The organism is Ottowia caeni (genome assembly GCF_050821495.1).
Classification (GTDB): Bacteria; Pseudomonadota; Gammaproteobacteria; order Burkholderiales; family Burkholderiaceae_C; genus Ottowia; species Ottowia caeni.
This window is the reverse complement of record NZ_CP151080.1, coordinates 4,068,144-4,085,940: the sequence shown is the minus strand read 5'-3', so window position 1 is coordinate 4,085,940 and position 17,797 is coordinate 4,068,144. Positions and strand designations below refer to the sequence as shown.

Here is a 17,797-nt window from a genome sequence, read left to right as displayed (position 1 = left end):
TTTCATACACCATGACACTAAGCAGCGTTCAATTCGAAAAAGTGGCCGTCCTGATGGGGGGGCAATCAGCGGAGCGGGAGGTTTCCCTCATGTCCGGCGCTGGCGTGCTGGCCGCGCTGCAGAGCCGCGGCGTCGATGCGCACGCCTTCGATCCGGCAGAGCGGAGCATGGATGACCTTCGCCGCGAAGGCTTCTCTCGTTGCTTCATTGCGCTGCACGGCCGTTATGGCGAAGACGGCACGGTTCAGGGTGCCCTCGAGCTGATGGGCATCCCCTACACCGGCGCCGGTGTTCTGGCCTCCAGCATGGCTGTCGACAAAGTCATGACCAAGCGCGTCTGGCAGGCTGAGGGCGTACCCACCCCGCGCCATGTTCTGCTGCATCGTGGGCAATACACGCAAGACCAGCTCCAATCAATTTCGGAAGAACTGGGCCTGCCCCTGATCGTCAAGCCTGCACGTGAGGGATCTTCCCTTGGCGTGACGAAGGTCACGAATTCTTCGCAGATGCAGAAGGCAGTCAGTGCCGCCGCAGCCATGGATGCCGACATCCTGTGCGAACAATTCATTTCCGGCGACGAAGTCACCTGCGCCGTGCTGGGCTCCGGCGAGAACGCGCGGGCGTTGCCAGTCATTCACATCGTAGTGCCGGACGGCATGTACGACTACCAGAACAAGTACTTCACCGACGTCACCGAGTACCGTGTGCCCTGCGATCTGCCGCCGGGCGAAGAACAGGCCATCCAGGCGCTGGCGCTAAAGGCCTACCGCGTGTTGGGCTGCCGTGGCTGGGGGCGCATCGACGTCATGATCGACGCCGCCACCCGCGCGCCCTCTCTCCTGGAGATCAACACTTCACCCGGCATGACCAGTCACTCGCTGGTGCCCATGGCCGCGCGTGCGGCGGGCATCAGTTACGAGGACCTGTGCCTGCAATTGCTTGCTGAGGCGTCTCTGGATTACCCCGTCCAGAAGCCCGCGAAGGCGGTGGCATGAGTAACGCGCTGCACCTGCCGCTTGACGTCCGGCTGATGAACATGACCACGTCGGTCCTGGTCACTGCCTTGGTGCTGGCCTGCCTGGCGGCTGGCTTGTGGTGGGTGCTGCGCAATCCGGCCTTTTCCATTGGGCATATCACAGTTGAGGGTGACACCGCGCATAACAGTGCTGCAAGCTTGCGAGTCAACGTGGCGCCGCGTCTTGAGGGTAACTTCTTCACGCTGGATCTCGATGCCGCGCGCGCTGCCTTTCAATCTGCTCCGTGGGTGCGCAAGGCCATGGTTCAACGAGTGTTTCCGAATCAGCTCAACGTGACCCTGCAAGAGCACACTCCGGCCGCACTGTGGGGCGAAGAGGGCACGCACATGGTCAACGTCCTGGGCGAAGTTTTTGAAGCCGACGAGGACGACGCGGAGGTTGATCTGCCACGCCTGCTCGGACCAGAAGGACGTGCCGCCGAGGTGTTGCAGATGTACCGGCTGCTGGCCCCGGAACTCAAGCCGCTCGGCCAATCGATGGCGGTGCTTGCCCTTGAGGCGCGGGGCAACTGGCGCGCAGAGCTCGAAAAGGGCGCCACGATTGAGTTGGGCCAGGGGCAATCCGAGGAATTGCAGGTGCGCCTGGCGCAGTTCGCGAGCACGGTTGGAGAAGTGGCGGCCCGGCATCAGCGTGGGCCCGAGGCAATTGTGTCCGCGGATCTGCGGCACGCATCTGGGTATGCGCTGCGCCTGCGCGGCGTGACAACGGTGGTGCCGGTTAACGGGGCTGTTCGCCCCAAGAAGTAAGACAAAGCTGGAAGAAAAAACTGGTGAAACGATGGCAAAAGAGTACAAGGATCTGATCGTCGGCCTCGATATCGGCACTGCCAAGATCATGGTGGTGGTGGGCGAGGTGTTGCCCGGCGGCGACCTGAAACTCGCCGGACTCGGCGTGGCGCCGAGCAATGGTCTCAAGCGTGGCGTGGTGGTCAATATAGATGCCACCGTCGCAAGCATTCAGCAGGCGCTGAAAGAAGCCGAGCTGATGGCCGACTGCAAGATCGCCCGTGTGTATACCGGCATTACCGGAAGCCACATCCGCGGCATCAATTCCAGTGGCATGGTGGCGGTGAAGGACAAGGAAGTCACGCCGGCCGATGTGGCGCGCGTGGTGGAGACTGCGAAAGCGATCAATATTTCCAGCGACCAACGTCTGCTGCTGGTCGAGCCACAGGAGTTTGTCATTGACGGCCAGGACGTGCGCGAGCCCGTGGGCATGAGCGGCATGCGCCTGGAGGCCAAGGTGCACATCGTCACCGGCGCACAAAGCGCCGCCGAGAACATCATCAAGTGTGTGCGCCGCTGCGGGCTCGACGTGGATCAGCTCATGCTGAACCCGCTGGCATCGGCCCAGGCCGTGCTGACCGACGACGAGCGTGAGTTAGGCGTGGTCTGTGTCGATATTGGCGCTGGCACCACCGATGTCGCCATTTTCACCGGTGGCTCGATTCGCCACACGGCGGTCATTCCCATTGCGGGCGATCTGATCACCAGCGACATTGCCATGGCCTTGCGCACGCCCACCATGGATGCAGAAGACATCAAGGTCGAGCATGGCTTTGCCAAACAGTTGCTGGCCGACGCCGAGACCCAGGTCGAAGTGCCGGGGCTGGGCGACCGCACACCTCGCATGCTGTCCAAGCAGGCGCTCGCCGGGGTCATAGAGCCCCGAGTCGAAGAGATTTTCTCTCTCGTACAGCAGGTCATTCGGGAATCCGGCTTTGAGGAAGTGCTTTCCTCGGGCGTGGTGCTCACTGGTGGCAGTGCCGTGATGCCCGGCATGCTGGAGCTTGGAGAAGACATTTTCCTCAAGCCCGTGCGCCGAGGCGTTCCGAAATACTCACGCGCCTTGTCGGACATGGTTGCCCAGCCGCGTGCATCCACCGTCATGGGGCTGATGGAGGAGGCGCGCCAAGCTCGCCTGCGCGGCTTCAAGGTGGCGCAAAAGAATGGCGGCATGAAGACCGCGTTTGGCCGCATCAAGGATTTTATTGTGGGGAATTTCTGATGATCCCCGGATTCACCACAACCAATTTGGCGGAGGCTGAAGGGGAGTTCCGCTTCTGGCAGAGCACGGGGCCACCGACCTGGGCCCTTTCCGTAGGAGCATCAGGTCCATGAAAAACAACAGCCAATTCAATTCTTTTAAATCACGGCAACTGCAGCAGACAAGGAGTGACATCATGCCCATCGAAATGATTGAGACAGACGGATTTAACGCGGGCACCTTGATCAAGGTGATCGGGGTTGGTGGTGGCGGCAGCAACGCCGTCGACCACATGATCTCGCGCAGCGTCAGCGGAGTGGAGTTCATTAGCGCCAATACGGACGCTCAGGCGCTTAGCCGCGCCAAGTCGTACGCCAGCATTCAACTGGGCACCAGCGGACTGGGCGCAGGAAGCAAGCCCGACAAAGGCCGCGAGGCAGCCGAGGCCGCCAGCGACGACATTCGCCAGGCGATCCGTGGCGCGCACATGCTGTTCATTACAGCCGGCATGGGCGGCGGCACAGGCACTGGCGCCGCACCGGTGATTGCCCGTATCGCCAAGGACATGGGCATCCTCACCGTGGGCGTTGTGACCAAGCCGTTTGATTGGGAGGGTGGCCGCCGCATGACCAATGCGGAAGCCGGCCTTTCCGAGCTAGAGGCGAACGTCGACTCGCTGATCGTGGTGCTGAACGAGAAGCTGCTCGAAGTGCTCGGTGACGACATTACCCAGGACGAAGCATTTGCGCACGCTAACGACGTGCTGAAAAATGCCGTCGGCGGCATTGCCGAGATCATCAATGTGCCCGGCCACGTCAACGTCGACTTCGAAGACGTGCGGACCGTGATGGGTGAACCCGGCAAGGCCATGATGGGCACGGCAGTGGCCAGCGGCCCTGATCGTGCTCGCATCGCCGCTGAGCAGGCGGTAGCCTGCCCACTGCTGGAAGGTGTAGACCTGTCCGGTGCCAAAGGTGTATTGGTGCTCATCAGCGCCGCCAAGGGCTCACTCAAGCTGAGCGAGTCGCGTGAAGCCATGAACACCATTCGCGCCTACGCATCGCCCGATGCGCACGTTATCTACGGTACTGCGTACGACGACGGCCTGGGTGATGAGCTGCGCGTGACCGTGGTCGCTACCGGCCTGTCGCGTCAGGGTGTGCGGCGTCAGCCCATCACCGTGGTACAAGGTGGCCTGCGTACCGGCACCGACAACATGCCAGTGTTCGCCGCGCAGCAGACACACAGCATGAACGCACCATCGGCGCCTGACTTCGTGAATGTACCCAGCGTATGGCGCACTTCCCGGGACCGCACACACGCGGCTGCGCGGGTTGACGCCCTGTCGTCCGGGGGCATGGACGATTTCGAGATCCCGGCGTTCTTGCGCAAGCAGGCCGACTGATCGGTAATTGATCGGTGCTATCGGCGCGGCTGACGCAGCGTCCGATTACCCAACAAAGATGGCAGAGGTTTGCCCCCAGGGGCGGCCTCTGTCATTTTTCTTTGAGAATAACGCTATCCCGCTGATTAGGTCTCTTCATGACGCCTTTTGCCATGAAATCTTAAAATAGAGCCATGCTTTCGCAACGTACACTGAAATCGCTCACGCGCGCCGTGGGTGTCGGCCTGCACAGTGGCGAGCGCGTGGAGTTGACCCTCCGCCCCGCGCCACCTGATACCGGCATCGTGTTTCGCCGCATCGACCTGCCCGAGCCGGTGGACATTCCGGTGAGCGCCGTGTCGGTGACGGATACACGCCTGGCTTCTACCATCTCCAGCGGTCAGGCCAAGGTGCGTACCGTCGAGCACCTGATGTCGGCCTGCGCTGGGCTGGGGCTTGACAACCTCTACATAGACATTACCGCTGAGGAAGTTCCCATACTTGATGGCTCAGCATCGTCGTTTGTGTATTTGCTGCAAAGCGCTGGCATTGAGCTGCAAAAGGTGCCCAAGCAATTCCTGCGCGTCAAAAAAGCGGTGGAAGTGCGTGAAGGCGAGGGCGAACAACTCAAGTGGGCGCGCCTGACGCCTCACCATGGTTTCACGCTCAGCTTCGAAATCGACTTCGACCACCCTGCCGTCGACTCGACCGCCCAGCGCGTCGAGTTCGATATGGGGTCTGGTCGTTACAGCCGGGATATTGCTCGCGCCCGAACCTTCGCGTTCAGCCGAGACGTCGAGATGATGCGTGCGAGCGGCCTAGCCTTGGGCGGGGGGTTTGACAATGCCATCGTCATGGACGACTACAAAGTGCTCAACAGTGACGGCCTGCGCTACGACGAGGAATTCGCCAAGCACAAGATCCTGGACGCCATTGGCGACCTGTACTGTATTGGCAAGCCCATGCTCGCCGCATACAGCGCCTTCCGCTCGGGGCACGCGCTGAACAACAAGCTGCTACGCGAATTGTTGAGCCAGCCGGACGCCTACGAAATCGTCACATTCGCCGACGAGAAGAAAGCACCCGCTGGCTTCGCGCAACTGGCCCGAGCCTGGTAGAAAAACTCACGCCATGCTGCTGTTTCGCTGGGCTATCATATTGCTGCTGCTGTTCGCAGGCGTTTGCTTTGCGTTCTACGCTGCCACGAACCAGGTTAAATACAAACGGTTGGGTTGGGTGGTCCTCAAATGGACGATTCTGGCGGCCCTCGGTTTTTTCGCCGTGCTGATCGCCGAACGGGTGCTGTAACTTCGAGGTCGGATAGGTAGGTTGGGCTGAGCGTAGCGAAGCCCAACAGGCGGCGTTGGTTCGCCCCCTTTGTTTTGTGGTGCAGGCCCCCGAATGCCTCCCTTCCTCAGCTCAAGTTCGTCTCAAGCAACCCGCGCGTTTCAATAAACGCCACCACTTCATCCAGCCCCTGCAAGGTTTTCAGGTTGGTCATCACAAAGGGCTTCAGCCCCTTTGGCGTGCTGCGCATGCGCGTAGTGTCGTCGCGCATGACCTCCAGATTCGCACCCACATAAGGTGCCAGATCGGTCTTGTTGATGACGAACAGGTCGCTCTTGGTGATGCCCGGGCCTCCCTTGCGTGGGATCTTCTCCCCTGCGGCCACGTCGATCACGTAGATGGTGAGGTCGGAAAGTTCAGGGCTGAAGGTGGCGGCGAGGTTGTCTCCGCCTGACTCGATGAACACAATGTCAGCATCCGGAAACTGCGCCAGCATCCGGTCAATGGCTTCCAGATTGATCGAGGCATCTTCGCGAATGGCCGTGTGGGGGCAGCCTCCGGTTTCCACGCCCATGATGCGCTCGGCTGGCAGCGCACCACTGATCGTTAGCAGGCGTTGGTCTTCCTTGGTGTAGATGTCGTTGGTAATGGCGACCAGATCCCATTTGTCGCGCATGGCCTTGCAGAGCATCTCCAGAATGGTGGTTTTTCCTGAACCTACGGGGCCGCCGATACCCACGCGCAGGGGCGGCAGTTTTTTGGTGCGGTTCGCAATGGCATGAAGCGCAGATGAGGTCATGATCGAAACAGTCTTGAGTACTGATGCTCATGCCGAGCCGAAAGAATGGCCAGCATGGGCGAAAAAGCCTGGCGCGCTTTGCATGGCAAGGCCTGTGCGTGTGCTACGGCGGAGGGGATCTCTTGAGTCAGGCGGGCCAGAATTCGCTGGCCTGCGTTCTGCCCCAGAGGCACCGCCTTGATGGCGGCCTGCACCATGTTTTCGGCCCAGCCGAAGGCGTAGGACAGCAGAGCCTGTTCTACAGGCGCACAAGTGAATGCTGCAGCCAGCGAAAACGCGACGGGGTAGGTAGGTTGCTTCCCTGAAAGCGCAGCTAATTGCGCCACGCGGCCGCCATGCAATGAATCATTCTGGTGTTGATTGCGTAGCCAGTCTGCCATTGAACGGCCCATTTGCTCGGTCTGCAGACGCAACTCACAGCTCTCACGTGTGTGAAGAATCCAGTTGTTGAGCTCTTCCAGCAAGGTCAGATCGTGCTCATGCCAGGCTGGCAACGCGTGCGCAATGACGCTCATGTCGCTGCGCGCTTGGGTCAGATGCAGCTGTTGCACGAGCCAGTCGGCGGCATCTGTTTCTGTAGAGACGAACGCGGCGTGAATCGCAGCCTCCAGCCCTTCAGAGTAAGAAAATCCACCAATTGGCAACGCCGGCGAGGCCAGCCACATTAGTTGCAGCAGCGTGGCGGGGGAGGGACCAGGGGGGACGTCGTTAAGAGTGCCCATTTACACCCTCGTGCTCATGATGATGCTGCCCATGCCCATGCCCATGCCCATGCCCATGCCCATGCCCATGCCCATCGTTGGTGAAGTGCCCTCCGTAGGCGCCCCCCTCTGGCTCGAAGGGCATGCAGGCTTCAACCACCGTCATGTGCATGGCGCGCAGCATTTCGGCAAGAACGTGATCGGGCTCGATCTTCAGGTGGTCTGGCCGCAATTCGATGGGAATGTGCCGGTTCCCCAGATGGTAGGCAGCCCGCATCAGATCAAAGGCCGAGCCATGCTCCGCACAGGCTGTAATGAGCAGCACCTCTTGCGGCGCGGCCAGTACGCGAATCAGGCTGCCGTCTTCGGCGACCAATACATCACCACCGCGCACCGCCTGGCCACGTGGCAAGAAAATGGCCAGCTCGCGCCCCTGGCTGTCGGTGGTGGAAAAGCGGCTCTTTTGACGTACGTCCCAATCAAGTTCCACGGTGGAGGCACGCTTTAGCACGACGTGTGAAAGGCCTTGTCCTTGGGCCAGTAGCTTGTTGACGATCAGCATCCTGCGTGGGCCTCAGAACAGAAAATAACGCTGCGCCATCGGCAGGCTCACCGCCGGTTCACAGACCAGCAGTTCCCCATCGGCCCGCACCGCATAGGTTTGGGCATCAACTTCCATGTGCGGGGTCAGGTCGTTGTGGATCATGTGGCGCTTTTGCACGCCGCGAATGCCTTTACACGCGGCCAGGGTCTTGTGCAGCCCGAAGCGCTCACCAATGCCTGCTGCCAGGCTGGCCTGCGAGACAAAGGTCAGTGAACTGCGTGCGTTGCTGCCGCCAAATGCTCCAAACATAGGCCTGTAGTGCACGGGTTGCGGTGTGGGAATGCTGGCATTCGGGTCTCCCATGGCAGCCATGGCAATGCTGCCGCCCTTCAAAATGCATGCCGGTTTGACGCCGAAAAAAGCCGGCTTCCAGAGCACAAGGTCTGCCCACTTGCCCACTTCCAGGCTACCCACTTCATGGCTGATGCCGTGTGCGATAGCCGGGTTGATGGTGTACTTGGCGACATAACGCTTCGCGCGAAAGTTGTCGTTGCGCGCACCATCACCTGCCAGCGCGCCACGCTGTTGCTTCATCTTGTGCGAGGTCTGCCAGCAACGCAAAATGACCTCTCCCACGCGGCCCATGGCCTGGCTGTCGGAGCTGAACATGCTGATGGCCCCGATATCGTGGAGTATGTCCTCAGCGGCGATCGTTTCCTTGCGGATGCGGCTTTCGGCAAATGCCAGATCCTCTGCAATACCCGCGTCCAGATGGTGGCACACCATGAGCATGTCGACATGCTCGTCCAGCGTGTTCACCGTATAAGGACGCGTGGGATTGGTAGAGCTGGGCAGAACATTGGCCTCGCCCACCACTTTGAGGATGTCTGGCGCGTGGCCGCCGCCCGCACCTTCAGTGTGAAAGGTGTGGATGGTGCGCCCTTTGAAAGCCGCCACCGTGTCTTCTACAAAGCCGCTTTCATTGAGCGTATCGGTATGAATAGCCACCTGGGTGTCTGTTTCTTCAGCCACCGTCAGGCAGTTGTCGATGGCCGCCGGGGTGCTGCCCCAGTCCTCGTGCAGCTTCAATCCAATGGCACCTGCATTGATCTGCTCATGCAGTGCGCCCGGCAAGCTGGTGTTCCCCTTGCCGAGAAAACCCAGGTTCATGGGGAAGGCCTCGGCAGCCTGAAGCATGCGCTCCATGTGCCAGGGCCCTGGGGTGCAGGTGGTGGCAAATGTGCCCGTCGCCGGACCCGTGCCACCTCCTAGCATGGTCGTCACGCCGCTGGCCAGGGCCTCCTCGATCTGCTGCGGGCAGATGAAGTGAATGTGCGAATCAATGCCGCCCGCCGTCACGATCATGCCCTCGCAGCTGATGATCTCCGTACCAGGGCCGATCACAATGTCCACCCCCGGTTGCGTATCCGGATTGCCGGCCTTGCCAATCGCGGCAATGCGCCCGCTCCGCAGCCCGATGTCCGCCTTCACGATGCCCCAGTGATCCAGTATCAGTGCGTTGGTCAGCACCGTGTCCATGGCGCCTTGTTCACGGGTGCGCTGGCTTTGAGCCATGCCGTCTCGAATGGTCTTGCCTCCGCCGAACTTTACTTCTTCGCCATAGCCGCCAGCCGCCAGTGTGAAATCCTTCTCCACCTCGATGACGAGGTCCGTGTCGGCCAGCCGCACGCGGTCGCCTTCGGTGGGGCCATAGGTCTCTGCGTAGGCCCGCCTGTCTATCGTTGCCATTACAAGTCTCCCATGACCAGACCGCGAAACCCGAAAACTCGCCGATCGCCACTGATCTCAATCAACTCCACGGTACGCTGCTGACCTGGTTCAAACCGTACCGCCATGCCGCTGGCAATATTCAAGCGCATCCCGTGAGCCGCCTGGCGGTCGAACTCCAGGCCCGCGTTCGTTTCGGCAAAGTGGTAATGCGAGCCGACTTGTATGGGACGGTCGCTTGCGTTCTTCACGACCAACGTCAGAGTGCGGCGGCCAGGGTTGAGAACATGTGAGCCTTCGTCCAGAATAAGTTCGCCGGGAAACATGGGGCATTCTCAATCAGTTGCGGCGGGTCAATTTGACGACGCCCAGAACGCCTGCGCCAACCAGGGCGACAAGCAAAATGACATCCAGAAGGCCCAGGTCAGTAAATAGGTGCTCGAATGCGTGAGCCAGCTCGCCGAGCAGGGCGTGGTGCTGTCCGCCATCCCCGCCTGTGTGGGCCACTGCGGAGAGAGGCAGCAGCAAGGCCGCGGTGGCGGCAAGAGCCATGAGTCTGTTGGATTTCATGTCAGGCAATCAGAAAGAATTGAAAGAACGGGGAGCTGTGAAATGAAACTGAAAATGAAACGCCGAAGTTGACACCCCGAGGTTGAAGAGGGGAAGTTCAGAAGGTGAGTGCACCGATTCATATGATGGGGTCATGCACCGTGACCAGCTTGGTGCCATCTGGAAACGTCGCTTCGATCTGAATGTCGGGAATCATCTCCGCCACGCCGTCCATCACATCGTCACGTGTCAGCACAGTGCGGCCCGAGCTCATCATCTCGGCCACGGTGCGGCCATCGCGCGCACCCTCCATGACGAAGGCGCTGATGAGCGCGACGGCCTCAGGGTAATTCAGCTTCAAGCCGCGCGCCTTTCTCCGTTCTGCCAGCAGGGCGGCAGTAAAGATCAGAAGCTTGTCCTTTTCGCGAGGTGTGAGTTCCATGATGTGACTGTGCGCAATTGCCGTGCCAGACTGAGGTTCGGCGAACCCCCTATTCGATGCATTCATTGTAGGAGCGGCTTTAGCCGCGAAACGCCTGCGCCACAAGTGTTGCCATCTGCCGCGCTGAGGCCCATCGCGGCTAAAGCCGCTCCTACAGGACATAGGCGACCTTAAGTAAGTGCCATTCCCCTATTAAGCGTTTCATTTGGGGTAGGCCGTCAACTGTTCACCAATAAAGGGCATTCAACCGCGCAATGCATCCGTGCGGAAGTAGTTTGTGGTGCACACACGCACCAACTCGGCGCTTTCGTGACCCGCTGAAGTGCGTCGTCACGGCCTTGCTCCCGGCTTGGCCAATGTGGCACAAGCATTGCATAGGAGCCTTCGTCAATGCCGGGAAGTGAATCCGGCGGTTGTCGGTAATCCTCCTTCCTCTTGAAAGGTATAGCCATGTTTCAGCGTCGCATCGCCATGAAAACTCTGGCCGCAGCAGCGGTCGTCACCGGACTGTCGGTCGCGGGTGTGAGTGCACAAGCGCAAGACACCATCAAGGTCGGAGTGCTGCACAGCCTCTCCGGCACCATGGCCATCTCGGAAACCGTGCTCAAGGACACGGTGCTGATGGCCATTGAGGACATCAATGCCAAGGGCGGGGTCTTGGGCAAGAAGCTGGAGGCAGTCGTGGTGGACCCGGCCTCCAACTGGCCGCTGTTCGCTGAGAAAGCCAAGCAACTTCTGACCCAGGACAAAGTGGCTGTGGTTTTTGGCTGCTGGACCAGTGTGTCGCGCAAGTCGGTCTTGCCCGTGTTTGAGCAGAACAATGGCTTGCTGTTCTACCCCGTGCAGTACGAGGGCGAAGAGCTGTCCAAGAACGTGTTTTATACCGGCGCCGCGCCGAACCAGCAAGCCATTCCTGCGGTTGAATATCTGATGAGCAAGGAGGGCGGTAGTGCCAAGCGTTTCGTATTGCTGGGCACGGACTATGTGTATCCCCGCACCACGAACAAGATTCTGCGTGCATTCCTTAAATCCAAGGGCGTGAAGGAATCCGACATCATGGAAACCTACACCCCCTTCGGCCACAGCGATTACCAGACCATTGTGGCCGACATCAAGAAGTTTTCCACAGGCGGCAAGACAGCAGTCATTTCCACCATCAATGGCGATTCCAACGTGCCCTTCTACAAAGAACTGGGCAATGCAAATCTGAAGGCCAAGGACGTGCCCGTGGTCGCTTTCAGCGTGGGCGAGGAAGAGCTGCGCGGCGTAGACACGAAGCCGCTGGTGGGTCACCTGGCCGCGTGGAACTACTTCATGAGCGTCAAGAACCCCACGAACACCGCCTTTATCAAGCAGTGGAGCGATTACGCCAAGGCCAAGAATATCGCCGGTCATAAAGACAAGCCACTCACCAACGACCCGATGGAGGCTACCTGGGTAGGCATCCATATGTGGAAGCAAGCCGTGGAAAAGGCCAAGACCACCGATGTTGACAAAGTCATCGCGGCCATGGCGGGGCAGACCTTCAAGGCGCCTGACGGCTTCACCGTGAAGATGGACGAGAAAAACCACCATCTGCACAAGCCCGTGATGGTCGGCGAGATCAAGGCTGACGGCCAGTTCAATGTCGTCTGGAAGACCAAGGGCCCGATCAAGGCGCAACCTTGGAGCCCGTTCATTGAAGGCAACGACAAGAAGAAGGACGAGCCGAACGGCAAGAGCCTGTAAGCACGTTCTTGGGCGCTTGAAATGACGACATCGCCCTTGTCCTTCCATCTAAAAGGGAGCTCAGGGGCATAGGGAAGGGCGGGGGTGGATCCTTGTCCCCCCACCTTTTCGGATGGGTTTGATATGAGGTACTGGCTAAAGACATGGCGAAGCATCGCCGTGGGAGGCGCGTGCGCGCTGGCATGCATGTACAGCCACGCACTCACCGCTGAGCAAGCATTTTCGATGGCTGCGGCGGATGGCAGCGAGGCCCGGGTGGAAGCCATTCAGGGCGCGCTGCTGGAGCCGGATGATGGCGGGAAGCTCGCCGCCTACTTGCAGGCCCTGACCGATGACGCCGTGCGCACAGCAGACGGCAAGGCCTACATCGTCGAAGGGGACACAGCGACCGATCCGGTCACCGGCCAAGCCGTCAAGCTGCCGGAGGATGCTGAAGAGGTCGTCAACAACAACTATATGCGCGGCGTGATCGTCTCAGCGCAAGCGGCCCTGGCTCTAGGCAGCAGCGATGCGCGTATTCGCCTGAAAGCGGCCGAGCAGCTGGCCGCTGACATGGATGCTGCACGCTTGCCCTTGATCGAGAAAGCACTGGTCAGCGAGCAGGATGAACGGGTCAAGGCGCTGCTGACCCGCGCCAAGGCTGCCAGTCTCTTGAGTAGCGAAGATCCGGGGCAACGCATACTCGCCGCTGGAGAGCTCGCTAGGCAACAAACACCCGAGACGCTGCTGCTGCTGAACCAGCGCCTCGCCGAAGAAGCCGATCCCGCCGTGCAGAAGGCACTCAAGGATGCCCTGGCATCGATTTCCGAATCGCTCACCTGGGGAGAGCGGCTGGGCGAGATTTTTAGCGGTATCAGCCTTGGATCGGTGCTGTTGCTCGCAGCGCTGGGCCTGGCCATTACCTACGGCCTGATGGGTGTGATCAACATGGCTCACGGCGAGCTGATCATGATCGGGGCCTATGCCACTTATGTGGTGCAGACATTGTTCCAGCGCTTTGTACCCGAATCCATGTTCGGCTGGTATCTGGTGGTGGCCGTGCCGGTGGCGTTCCTGGCCTCAGCCGTGGTGGGCGCGGTGCTGGAGCGGGGCGTCATCCGCTTCCTCTATGGCCGGCCGCTGGAGACACTGCTTGCGACGTTCGGCATCAGTCTGGTGCTCCAGCAGACGGTGCGCAGCCTCTTCGGCGCGCAGAACGTGGGCGTGGAAAACCCCTCCTGGATGAGCGGAGGGCTGGAACTGCTGCCTAACCTTACGCTGCCCTGGAACCGCATCGCCATCATCATTTTTGCCTTTGCGGTATTGGGCGCGGTGGCCTTCATGATCGCGCGCACCCGGTTGGGGCTGTTCGTGCGCGGCGTCACGCAGAACCGGGCCATGGCTTCCTGCATGGGCGTGAACACAGCTCGCACCGACACCTACGCCTTCGCACTCGGCTCCGGCATTGCTGGCCTGGCCGGATGCGCCTTGAGCCAGACCGGCAATGTGGGTCCGGACCTCGGTCAGAACTACATCGTGGACAGCTTCCTCGTTGTCGTATTGGGGGGAGTGGGTCAACTCGCGGGAACCGTGTATGCAGCCCTGGGCCTGGGGGTGCTCAGCAAGCTGCTGGAAGGCTGGACTGGCGCAGTGCTGGCCAAGATTGCCGTCCTGCTGTTCATTGTTGTTTTCATTCAGAAGCGTCCGCAAGGCATCTTTGCCTTGAAGGGCCGCAGCGCGGAGACCTGAGTCATGGAACCAAGCTTGAAGCTACCCGCGCCGGAGCCCTTGCTGGGTATCAAGGGCTGGACCGCGTTTCTCGGCGCATTCATAGTGATCTGCGCTGTGGTGCCTGTCCTGAATCTGATGGTGCCCGAAAGCAGTGCGCTGCATCTGTCCGACTACATGGTGGGTTTGCTGGGCAAGTTCATGTGCTATGCCATGTGTGCCTTGGCCATTGATTTGATCTGGGGTTACACCGGCATCCTGAGCCTGGGGCACGGCCTGTTTTTTGCGCTGGGCGGATACGTCATGGGCATGTACCTGATGCGTGAGGCCGCCGGCCCGGGCGCCCTACCGGCGTTCATGGGTTTCCTCGACTGGAAGGAGTTGCCCTGGCACTGGGCCCTGTCGGGCAGCTTCACGGCCACGTTGCTCCTGGTGTTTCTCGTGCCCGGCGTGATTGGTGGCGTGTTCGGCTATTTTGCGTTCCGCTCGCGCATCAAGGGCGTGTATTTTTCGATCATCACCCAGGCGCTGACCTATGCAGCCATGCTGCTGTTCTTTCGTAACGAAACAGGCTTTGGCGGCAACAATGGCTTCACCGGTTTCAGGAGCATCCTGGGATTTTCGCTGAGCACGCCGAGCATGCAGGTAGTGCTGTTCGCACTCTCCGGGCTGGCGCTGCTAGGGTGCTTCCTGATGTCGCGCTGGCTTATTCGCAGCAAGTATGGGCGCGTGCTCCAGGCCGTGCGGGACGCCGAGTCGCGCACCATGTTCTGCGGCTACAACCCTCTGCCGTACAAGCTCTCCATCTGGGTCATCTCTGCCATGATGTGCGGCTTGGCGGGTGCGCTTTATGTTCCGCAGGTGGGCATCATCAACCCCAGCGAAATGAGCGTGGGCAACTCGATCGAGATGGCCGTATGGACAGCGGTGGGTGGTCGCGCCAGTCTGCTTGGACCCATTTTGGGCGCATTTGCCGTCAATGGCGGCAAGAGCTGGCTCACTGTGGCGGCGCCGGAGTACTGGCTGTATGTGCTGGGGGGCTTGTTCATCGTGGTCACACTGTTCATGCCCGGCGGTCTGATTCGCCTGCCTGTGCAACTCCGGCAGTGGCGTAAAAAGCGAGGTGCTCAGGCCGTTACCGTGGCCAACTCTGGAGAAGGCGCATGACCCCTGATCTCATGCAGACAGGCGCGGAACGCCTGAACGCCTACCGGGAGCGGCAGAGTGCCGGTATGGCCACTGAATCCGGCGACCGCTCCGCCAACCTGGCCCGGCACATGCAGGCCGGCGAGGTCGATGTGACGCACGGCCGCATTCTTTACCTTGAAGACGTTCATGTGAGCTTCGACGGCTTCAAGGCCATCAACGGCTTGAGCCTCGACATCGCACCCGGAGAGTTGCGCTGCATCATCGGCCCCAATGGTGCCGGCAAGACCACCATGATGGACATCATCACGGGCAAGACACGTCCTGACAGCGGCACGGTGTTCTTCGGCTCCACCATCGATCTCCTGCGCTATAGGGAGCCCGAGATCGCCGCCATGGGAATAGGGCGCAAATTTCAGAAACCCACGGTCTTTGAAGATCTCACGGTGTTTGAAAACCTGGAGCTGTCCCTCAAGGCGAACAAGGGCGTCGGAGCCTCCATGCGCTTCAAGCTAAGTGACGAGCAGAAGGACCGTATTGCCGAGGTGCTGCACACCATTCATCTGGCACAAAGCGTCACGCGCAGTGCCGGCTTGCTCAGCCATGGCCAGAAGCAATGGCTGGAGATCGGCATGCTGCTGGTGCAAGAACCCAAGCTGCTGCTGCTGGACGAACCCGTAGCCGGCATGACCGACGAGGAAACCGCGCGCACGGCCGAGCTGTTCCTCAGTCTGAAGGGAAAGCATTCCCTCATGGTGGTGGAGCACGACATGAGCTTCATCAACACCATCAGCGAAAAAGTCACGGTGCTCTGTGAAGGCAGCGTCCTCGCTGAAGGCACGCTGGCCCAGGTGCAAGCCGATGAGCGCGTGATTGAGGTTTATCTAGGTCGTTAAAACGGCCTTTGATGCAGCGGAGGAAAAATGCTTGAAGTCAACAACCTGCACCAGTACTACGGTGGTTCGCACATCCTGCGCAATGTCAGCCTCAAGGCGGAGATCGGAAAAGTCACGGTTCTTCTTGGCCGCAACGGTGTGGGCAAGACCACGTTGCTCAAAAGCCTGATGGGACTGGTGCCGATAAAAAGCGGCAGTATCCAATGGCAAGGGCAGGACATCACGCGCAAGACGCCCTATGAGCGCGCCCGTTCAGGAATGGGCTATGTGCCGCAGGGCCGCGAGATCTTTTCGCGCCTCTCGGTAGAAGACAACCTGCGCATGGGGCTGGCCTACTGCCCTGCGCGTACCCCGATCCCTGCTGAACTGTATGAGCTTTTCCCGGTCCTCAAGCAAATGCTGCACCGCCGCGGAGGTGATTTATCGGGTGGCCAGCAGCAGCAACTGGCTATTGCGCGCGCCCTGGCGCCAAGCCCAAAAATTCTGATTCTTGATGAACCCACAGAAGGTATACAGCCCAGTATCATCAAAGACATAGGCCGAGTCATCCGCATGCTGGCCAATCGCGGTGACATGGCTATTGTCTTGTGTGAGCAGTATTACGATTTTGCCGAAGAGCTGGCTGACCATTATGTCGTCATGGAGCGCGGTGAGATCATTGCTGCCGGCCCTGGCAGCGAAATGAAAGAAAAAGGCATCCAGAAACTGGTGGCCATCTGATCAATGAACAATTTTCCTGCCGTTTCTTACTATCGGGCGTCTTCCGGTAACCGCGCGACGCTCTGAAATGGCGTGGCATGCGCGGCTGGCACTGGACTATCAGGCACGCCAGGAAAAAACATCGCTCCATTTCACGCATGATGGCCCCTTGCGTGTACTCAGAAGTCTCTACCCAGAAGGCCCGGGCATCTGCCACAACGTGCTGGTGCACCCTCCAGGGGCCTGGTCGGTGGCGATGTGCTCGACATTGCCGTCCAGGTAGGCGAGGGTGCCCATGCCCTTGTCACGACGCCAGGTGCGACACGCTTTTATAGAAGCAACGGCCATCAGGCGCTGCAACGCACCCAGCTTAATCTCGGCGCCGGCGCACGGCTGGAGTGGTTGCCACTAGAGGCCATCGCCTATAAGGCCTGCGATGCTGCCAACCAAGTGGAGTTCACTCTCGCAGAGGGTGCTCAGTTGCTGGCTTGGGACGTCACAGCGTTGGGGCTTCCCATGGCAGATCAGCATTTTGATCAAGGGTTGCTCACGCAACATCTTGAATGGCCCGGAGTTTTTCTGGAGCACGGCACCATTCATGCTGAAGACAAGCTTTTGCTTGATGGATCACTCGGACTGGCCGGACAGCGCTGCATGGCTACCCTGATTCTGGCCAGCGGCACGCCTTTGTCGCGCGTCCAGCGGGAGGCGTTGTTGGAGGTGACTCATCAGCTGCTGCAATCTGCCCCTGAGGGGGTGATCGCCGGTGTGACCGCGCCCAATGACCACATGCTGGTGCTGCGAGGGCTGGCGCCGGTGGTGGAGCCGGTGATGATCCTCTGGAAAACCGTGTGGGCACACTGGCGCGCCCAGCTCTGGGGGCTGCAAGCTCGTGTACCCAGGATTTGGGCTATGTGAGGCTGCCCTAGGCATCCAGGGCTAAGGTTACTGACTCTGGGCAGGATTACTTGATGCAATGAATCTACTATTGTAGAAAAGTTAAACTATTCGTATCAATTTTGCGGCTTGACATGACCTCCTCAGGGCTGATGAGTAGGCGGGAATGAATTCTTTGGTACGTGCGCATTAGTGGTGCACCGTTTGCCACAGAAGCAGGAAAAGTTGATCCTGGAAACGACAGTTGACCGCTTGCAATCATCAGGA

At 59.9% G+C, this 17,797-nt stretch carries 18 protein-coding genes and 1 pseudogene; 12 read left to right on the top strand and 7 right to left on the bottom strand.

The features are described 5' to 3' along the window. Positions 1 to 11: 11 nt before the first annotated feature. From AAAK34_RS19190 to AAAK34_RS19165, 6 genes are all read left to right on the top strand, one after another. A complete protein-coding gene (locus tag AAAK34_RS19190; RefSeq protein WP_231694631.1) occupies positions 12 to 995 on the top strand; it encodes a D-alanine--D-alanine ligase in 984 nt (327 codons plus the stop codon). Further along, positions 992 to 1,783 carry a cell division protein FtsQ/DivIB gene (locus AAAK34_RS19185; protein WP_231694632.1) on the top strand — a complete coding sequence of 264 codons (792 nt, stop codon included), beginning with the start codon at positions 992 to 994 and terminating at the stop codon, positions 1,781 to 1,783. The genes AAAK34_RS19190 and AAAK34_RS19185 overlap by 4 nt, the downstream gene beginning before the upstream one ends. A 31-nt stretch (positions 1,784 to 1,814) precedes the next feature. After that, complete coding sequence (ftsA, locus tag AAAK34_RS19180; protein ID WP_231694633.1) at positions 1,815 to 3,044, top strand: cell division protein FtsA; 1,230 nt, start codon at positions 1,815 to 1,817, stop codon at positions 3,042 to 3,044. Between the two features lie 175 nt (positions 3,045 to 3,219). Then, on the top strand, positions 3,220 to 4,428 hold the full coding sequence (gene ftsZ, locus AAAK34_RS19175; protein ID WP_231694634.1) for a cell division protein FtsZ: 1,209 nt from the start codon (positions 3,220 to 3,222) through the stop codon (positions 4,426 to 4,428). Positions 4,429 to 4,601: 173 nt separating this feature from the next. After that, a complete protein-coding gene (gene lpxC, locus AAAK34_RS19170; RefSeq protein WP_231694635.1) occupies positions 4,602 to 5,525 on the top strand; it encodes a UDP-3-O-acyl-N-acetylglucosamine deacetylase in 924 nt (307 codons plus the stop codon). A 13-nt stretch (positions 5,526 to 5,538) separates the two neighbouring features. Then, positions 5,539 to 5,715, top strand: coding sequence for a hypothetical protein (locus AAAK34_RS19165; protein ID WP_231694636.1), 177 nt, complete (start codon positions 5,539 to 5,541; stop codon positions 5,713 to 5,715). 106 nt (positions 5,716 to 5,821) lie between these two features. On the opposite strand, the gene ureG is transcribed toward AAAK34_RS19165, so the two are convergent. From ureG to AAAK34_RS19130, 7 genes are all read right to left on the bottom strand, one after another. After that, positions 5,822 to 6,493, bottom strand: coding sequence for an urease accessory protein UreG (gene ureG, locus AAAK34_RS19160; protein WP_231694637.1), 672 nt, complete (start codon positions 6,491 to 6,493; stop codon positions 5,822 to 5,824). Next, positions 6,490 to 7,215 (bottom strand): urease accessory UreF family protein, encoded by a 726-nt coding sequence (locus AAAK34_RS19155; RefSeq protein ID WP_231694638.1) that lies wholly within the window; start codon positions 7,213 to 7,215, stop codon positions 6,490 to 6,492. The genes ureG and AAAK34_RS19155 overlap by 4 nt, the downstream gene beginning before the upstream one ends. Continuing rightward, positions 7,202 to 7,756, bottom strand: coding sequence for an urease accessory protein UreE (gene ureE, locus AAAK34_RS19150; RefSeq protein WP_231694639.1), 555 nt, complete (start codon positions 7,754 to 7,756; stop codon positions 7,202 to 7,204). The genes AAAK34_RS19155 and ureE overlap by 14 nt, the downstream gene beginning before the upstream one ends. A gap of 12 nt (positions 7,757 to 7,768) precedes the next feature. Further along, positions 7,769 to 9,487 carry an urease subunit alpha gene (gene ureC, locus AAAK34_RS19145; RefSeq protein WP_231694640.1) on the bottom strand — a complete coding sequence of 573 codons (1,719 nt, stop codon included), beginning with the start codon at positions 9,485 to 9,487 and terminating at the stop codon, positions 7,769 to 7,771. Then, positions 9,487 to 9,792 (bottom strand): urease subunit beta, encoded by a 306-nt coding sequence (locus AAAK34_RS19140; RefSeq protein ID WP_231694641.1) that lies wholly within the window; start codon positions 9,790 to 9,792, stop codon positions 9,487 to 9,489. The genes ureC and AAAK34_RS19140 overlap by 1 nt, the downstream gene beginning before the upstream one ends. Positions 9,793 to 9,805: 13 nt before the next feature. After that, positions 9,806 to 10,036: a hypothetical protein gene (locus AAAK34_RS19135; RefSeq protein ID WP_231694642.1), complete on the bottom strand. Its 231-nt coding sequence runs from the start codon at positions 10,034 to 10,036 to the stop codon at positions 9,806 to 9,808. A 118-nt stretch (positions 10,037 to 10,154) separates the two neighbouring features. Continuing rightward, positions 10,155 to 10,457 carry an urease subunit gamma gene (locus AAAK34_RS19130; protein ID WP_231694643.1) on the bottom strand — a complete coding sequence of 101 codons (303 nt, stop codon included), beginning with the start codon at positions 10,455 to 10,457 and terminating at the stop codon, positions 10,155 to 10,157. A gap of 450 nt (positions 10,458 to 10,907) precedes the next feature. On the opposite strand from AAAK34_RS19130, the gene urtA reads away from it, so the two are divergent. The 6 genes and pseudogenes from urtA (at position 10,908) to AAAK34_RS19100 (ending at position 17,551) form a co-directional block, all read left to right on the top strand. Further along, the gene (gene urtA / locus AAAK34_RS19125; RefSeq protein ID WP_231694644.1) at positions 10,908 to 12,185 is read left to right on the top strand and encodes an urea ABC transporter substrate-binding protein; all 1,278 of its coding nucleotides are present in this window, start codon (positions 10,908 to 10,910) and stop codon (positions 12,183 to 12,185) included. A 186-nt stretch (positions 12,186 to 12,371) separates the two neighbouring features. Then, positions 12,372 to 13,913 (top strand): urea ABC transporter permease subunit UrtB, encoded by a 1,542-nt coding sequence (gene urtB, locus AAAK34_RS19120; protein ID WP_231694847.1) that lies wholly within the window; start codon positions 12,372 to 12,374, stop codon positions 13,911 to 13,913. A gap of 3 nt (positions 13,914 to 13,916) precedes the next feature. Further along, entirely contained in the window at positions 13,917 to 15,059 is a 1,143-nt protein-coding gene (gene urtC, locus AAAK34_RS19115; RefSeq protein ID WP_231694645.1) for an urea ABC transporter permease subunit UrtC, read from the top strand. Then, entirely contained in the window at positions 15,056 to 15,934 is an 879-nt protein-coding gene (gene urtD / locus AAAK34_RS19110; RefSeq protein WP_231694646.1) for an urea ABC transporter ATP-binding protein UrtD, read from the top strand. The genes urtC and urtD overlap by 4 nt, the downstream gene beginning before the upstream one ends. Positions 15,935 to 15,961: 27 nt before the next feature. Then, entirely contained in the window at positions 15,962 to 16,654 is a 693-nt protein-coding gene (gene urtE, locus AAAK34_RS19105; RefSeq protein ID WP_231694647.1) for an urea ABC transporter ATP-binding subunit UrtE, read from the top strand. A gap of 67 nt (positions 16,655 to 16,721) precedes the next feature. After that, positions 16,722 to 17,551 (top strand): annotated as a pseudogene (locus AAAK34_RS19100) (urease accessory protein UreD). Positions 17,552 to 17,797 lie beyond the last annotated feature (246 nt).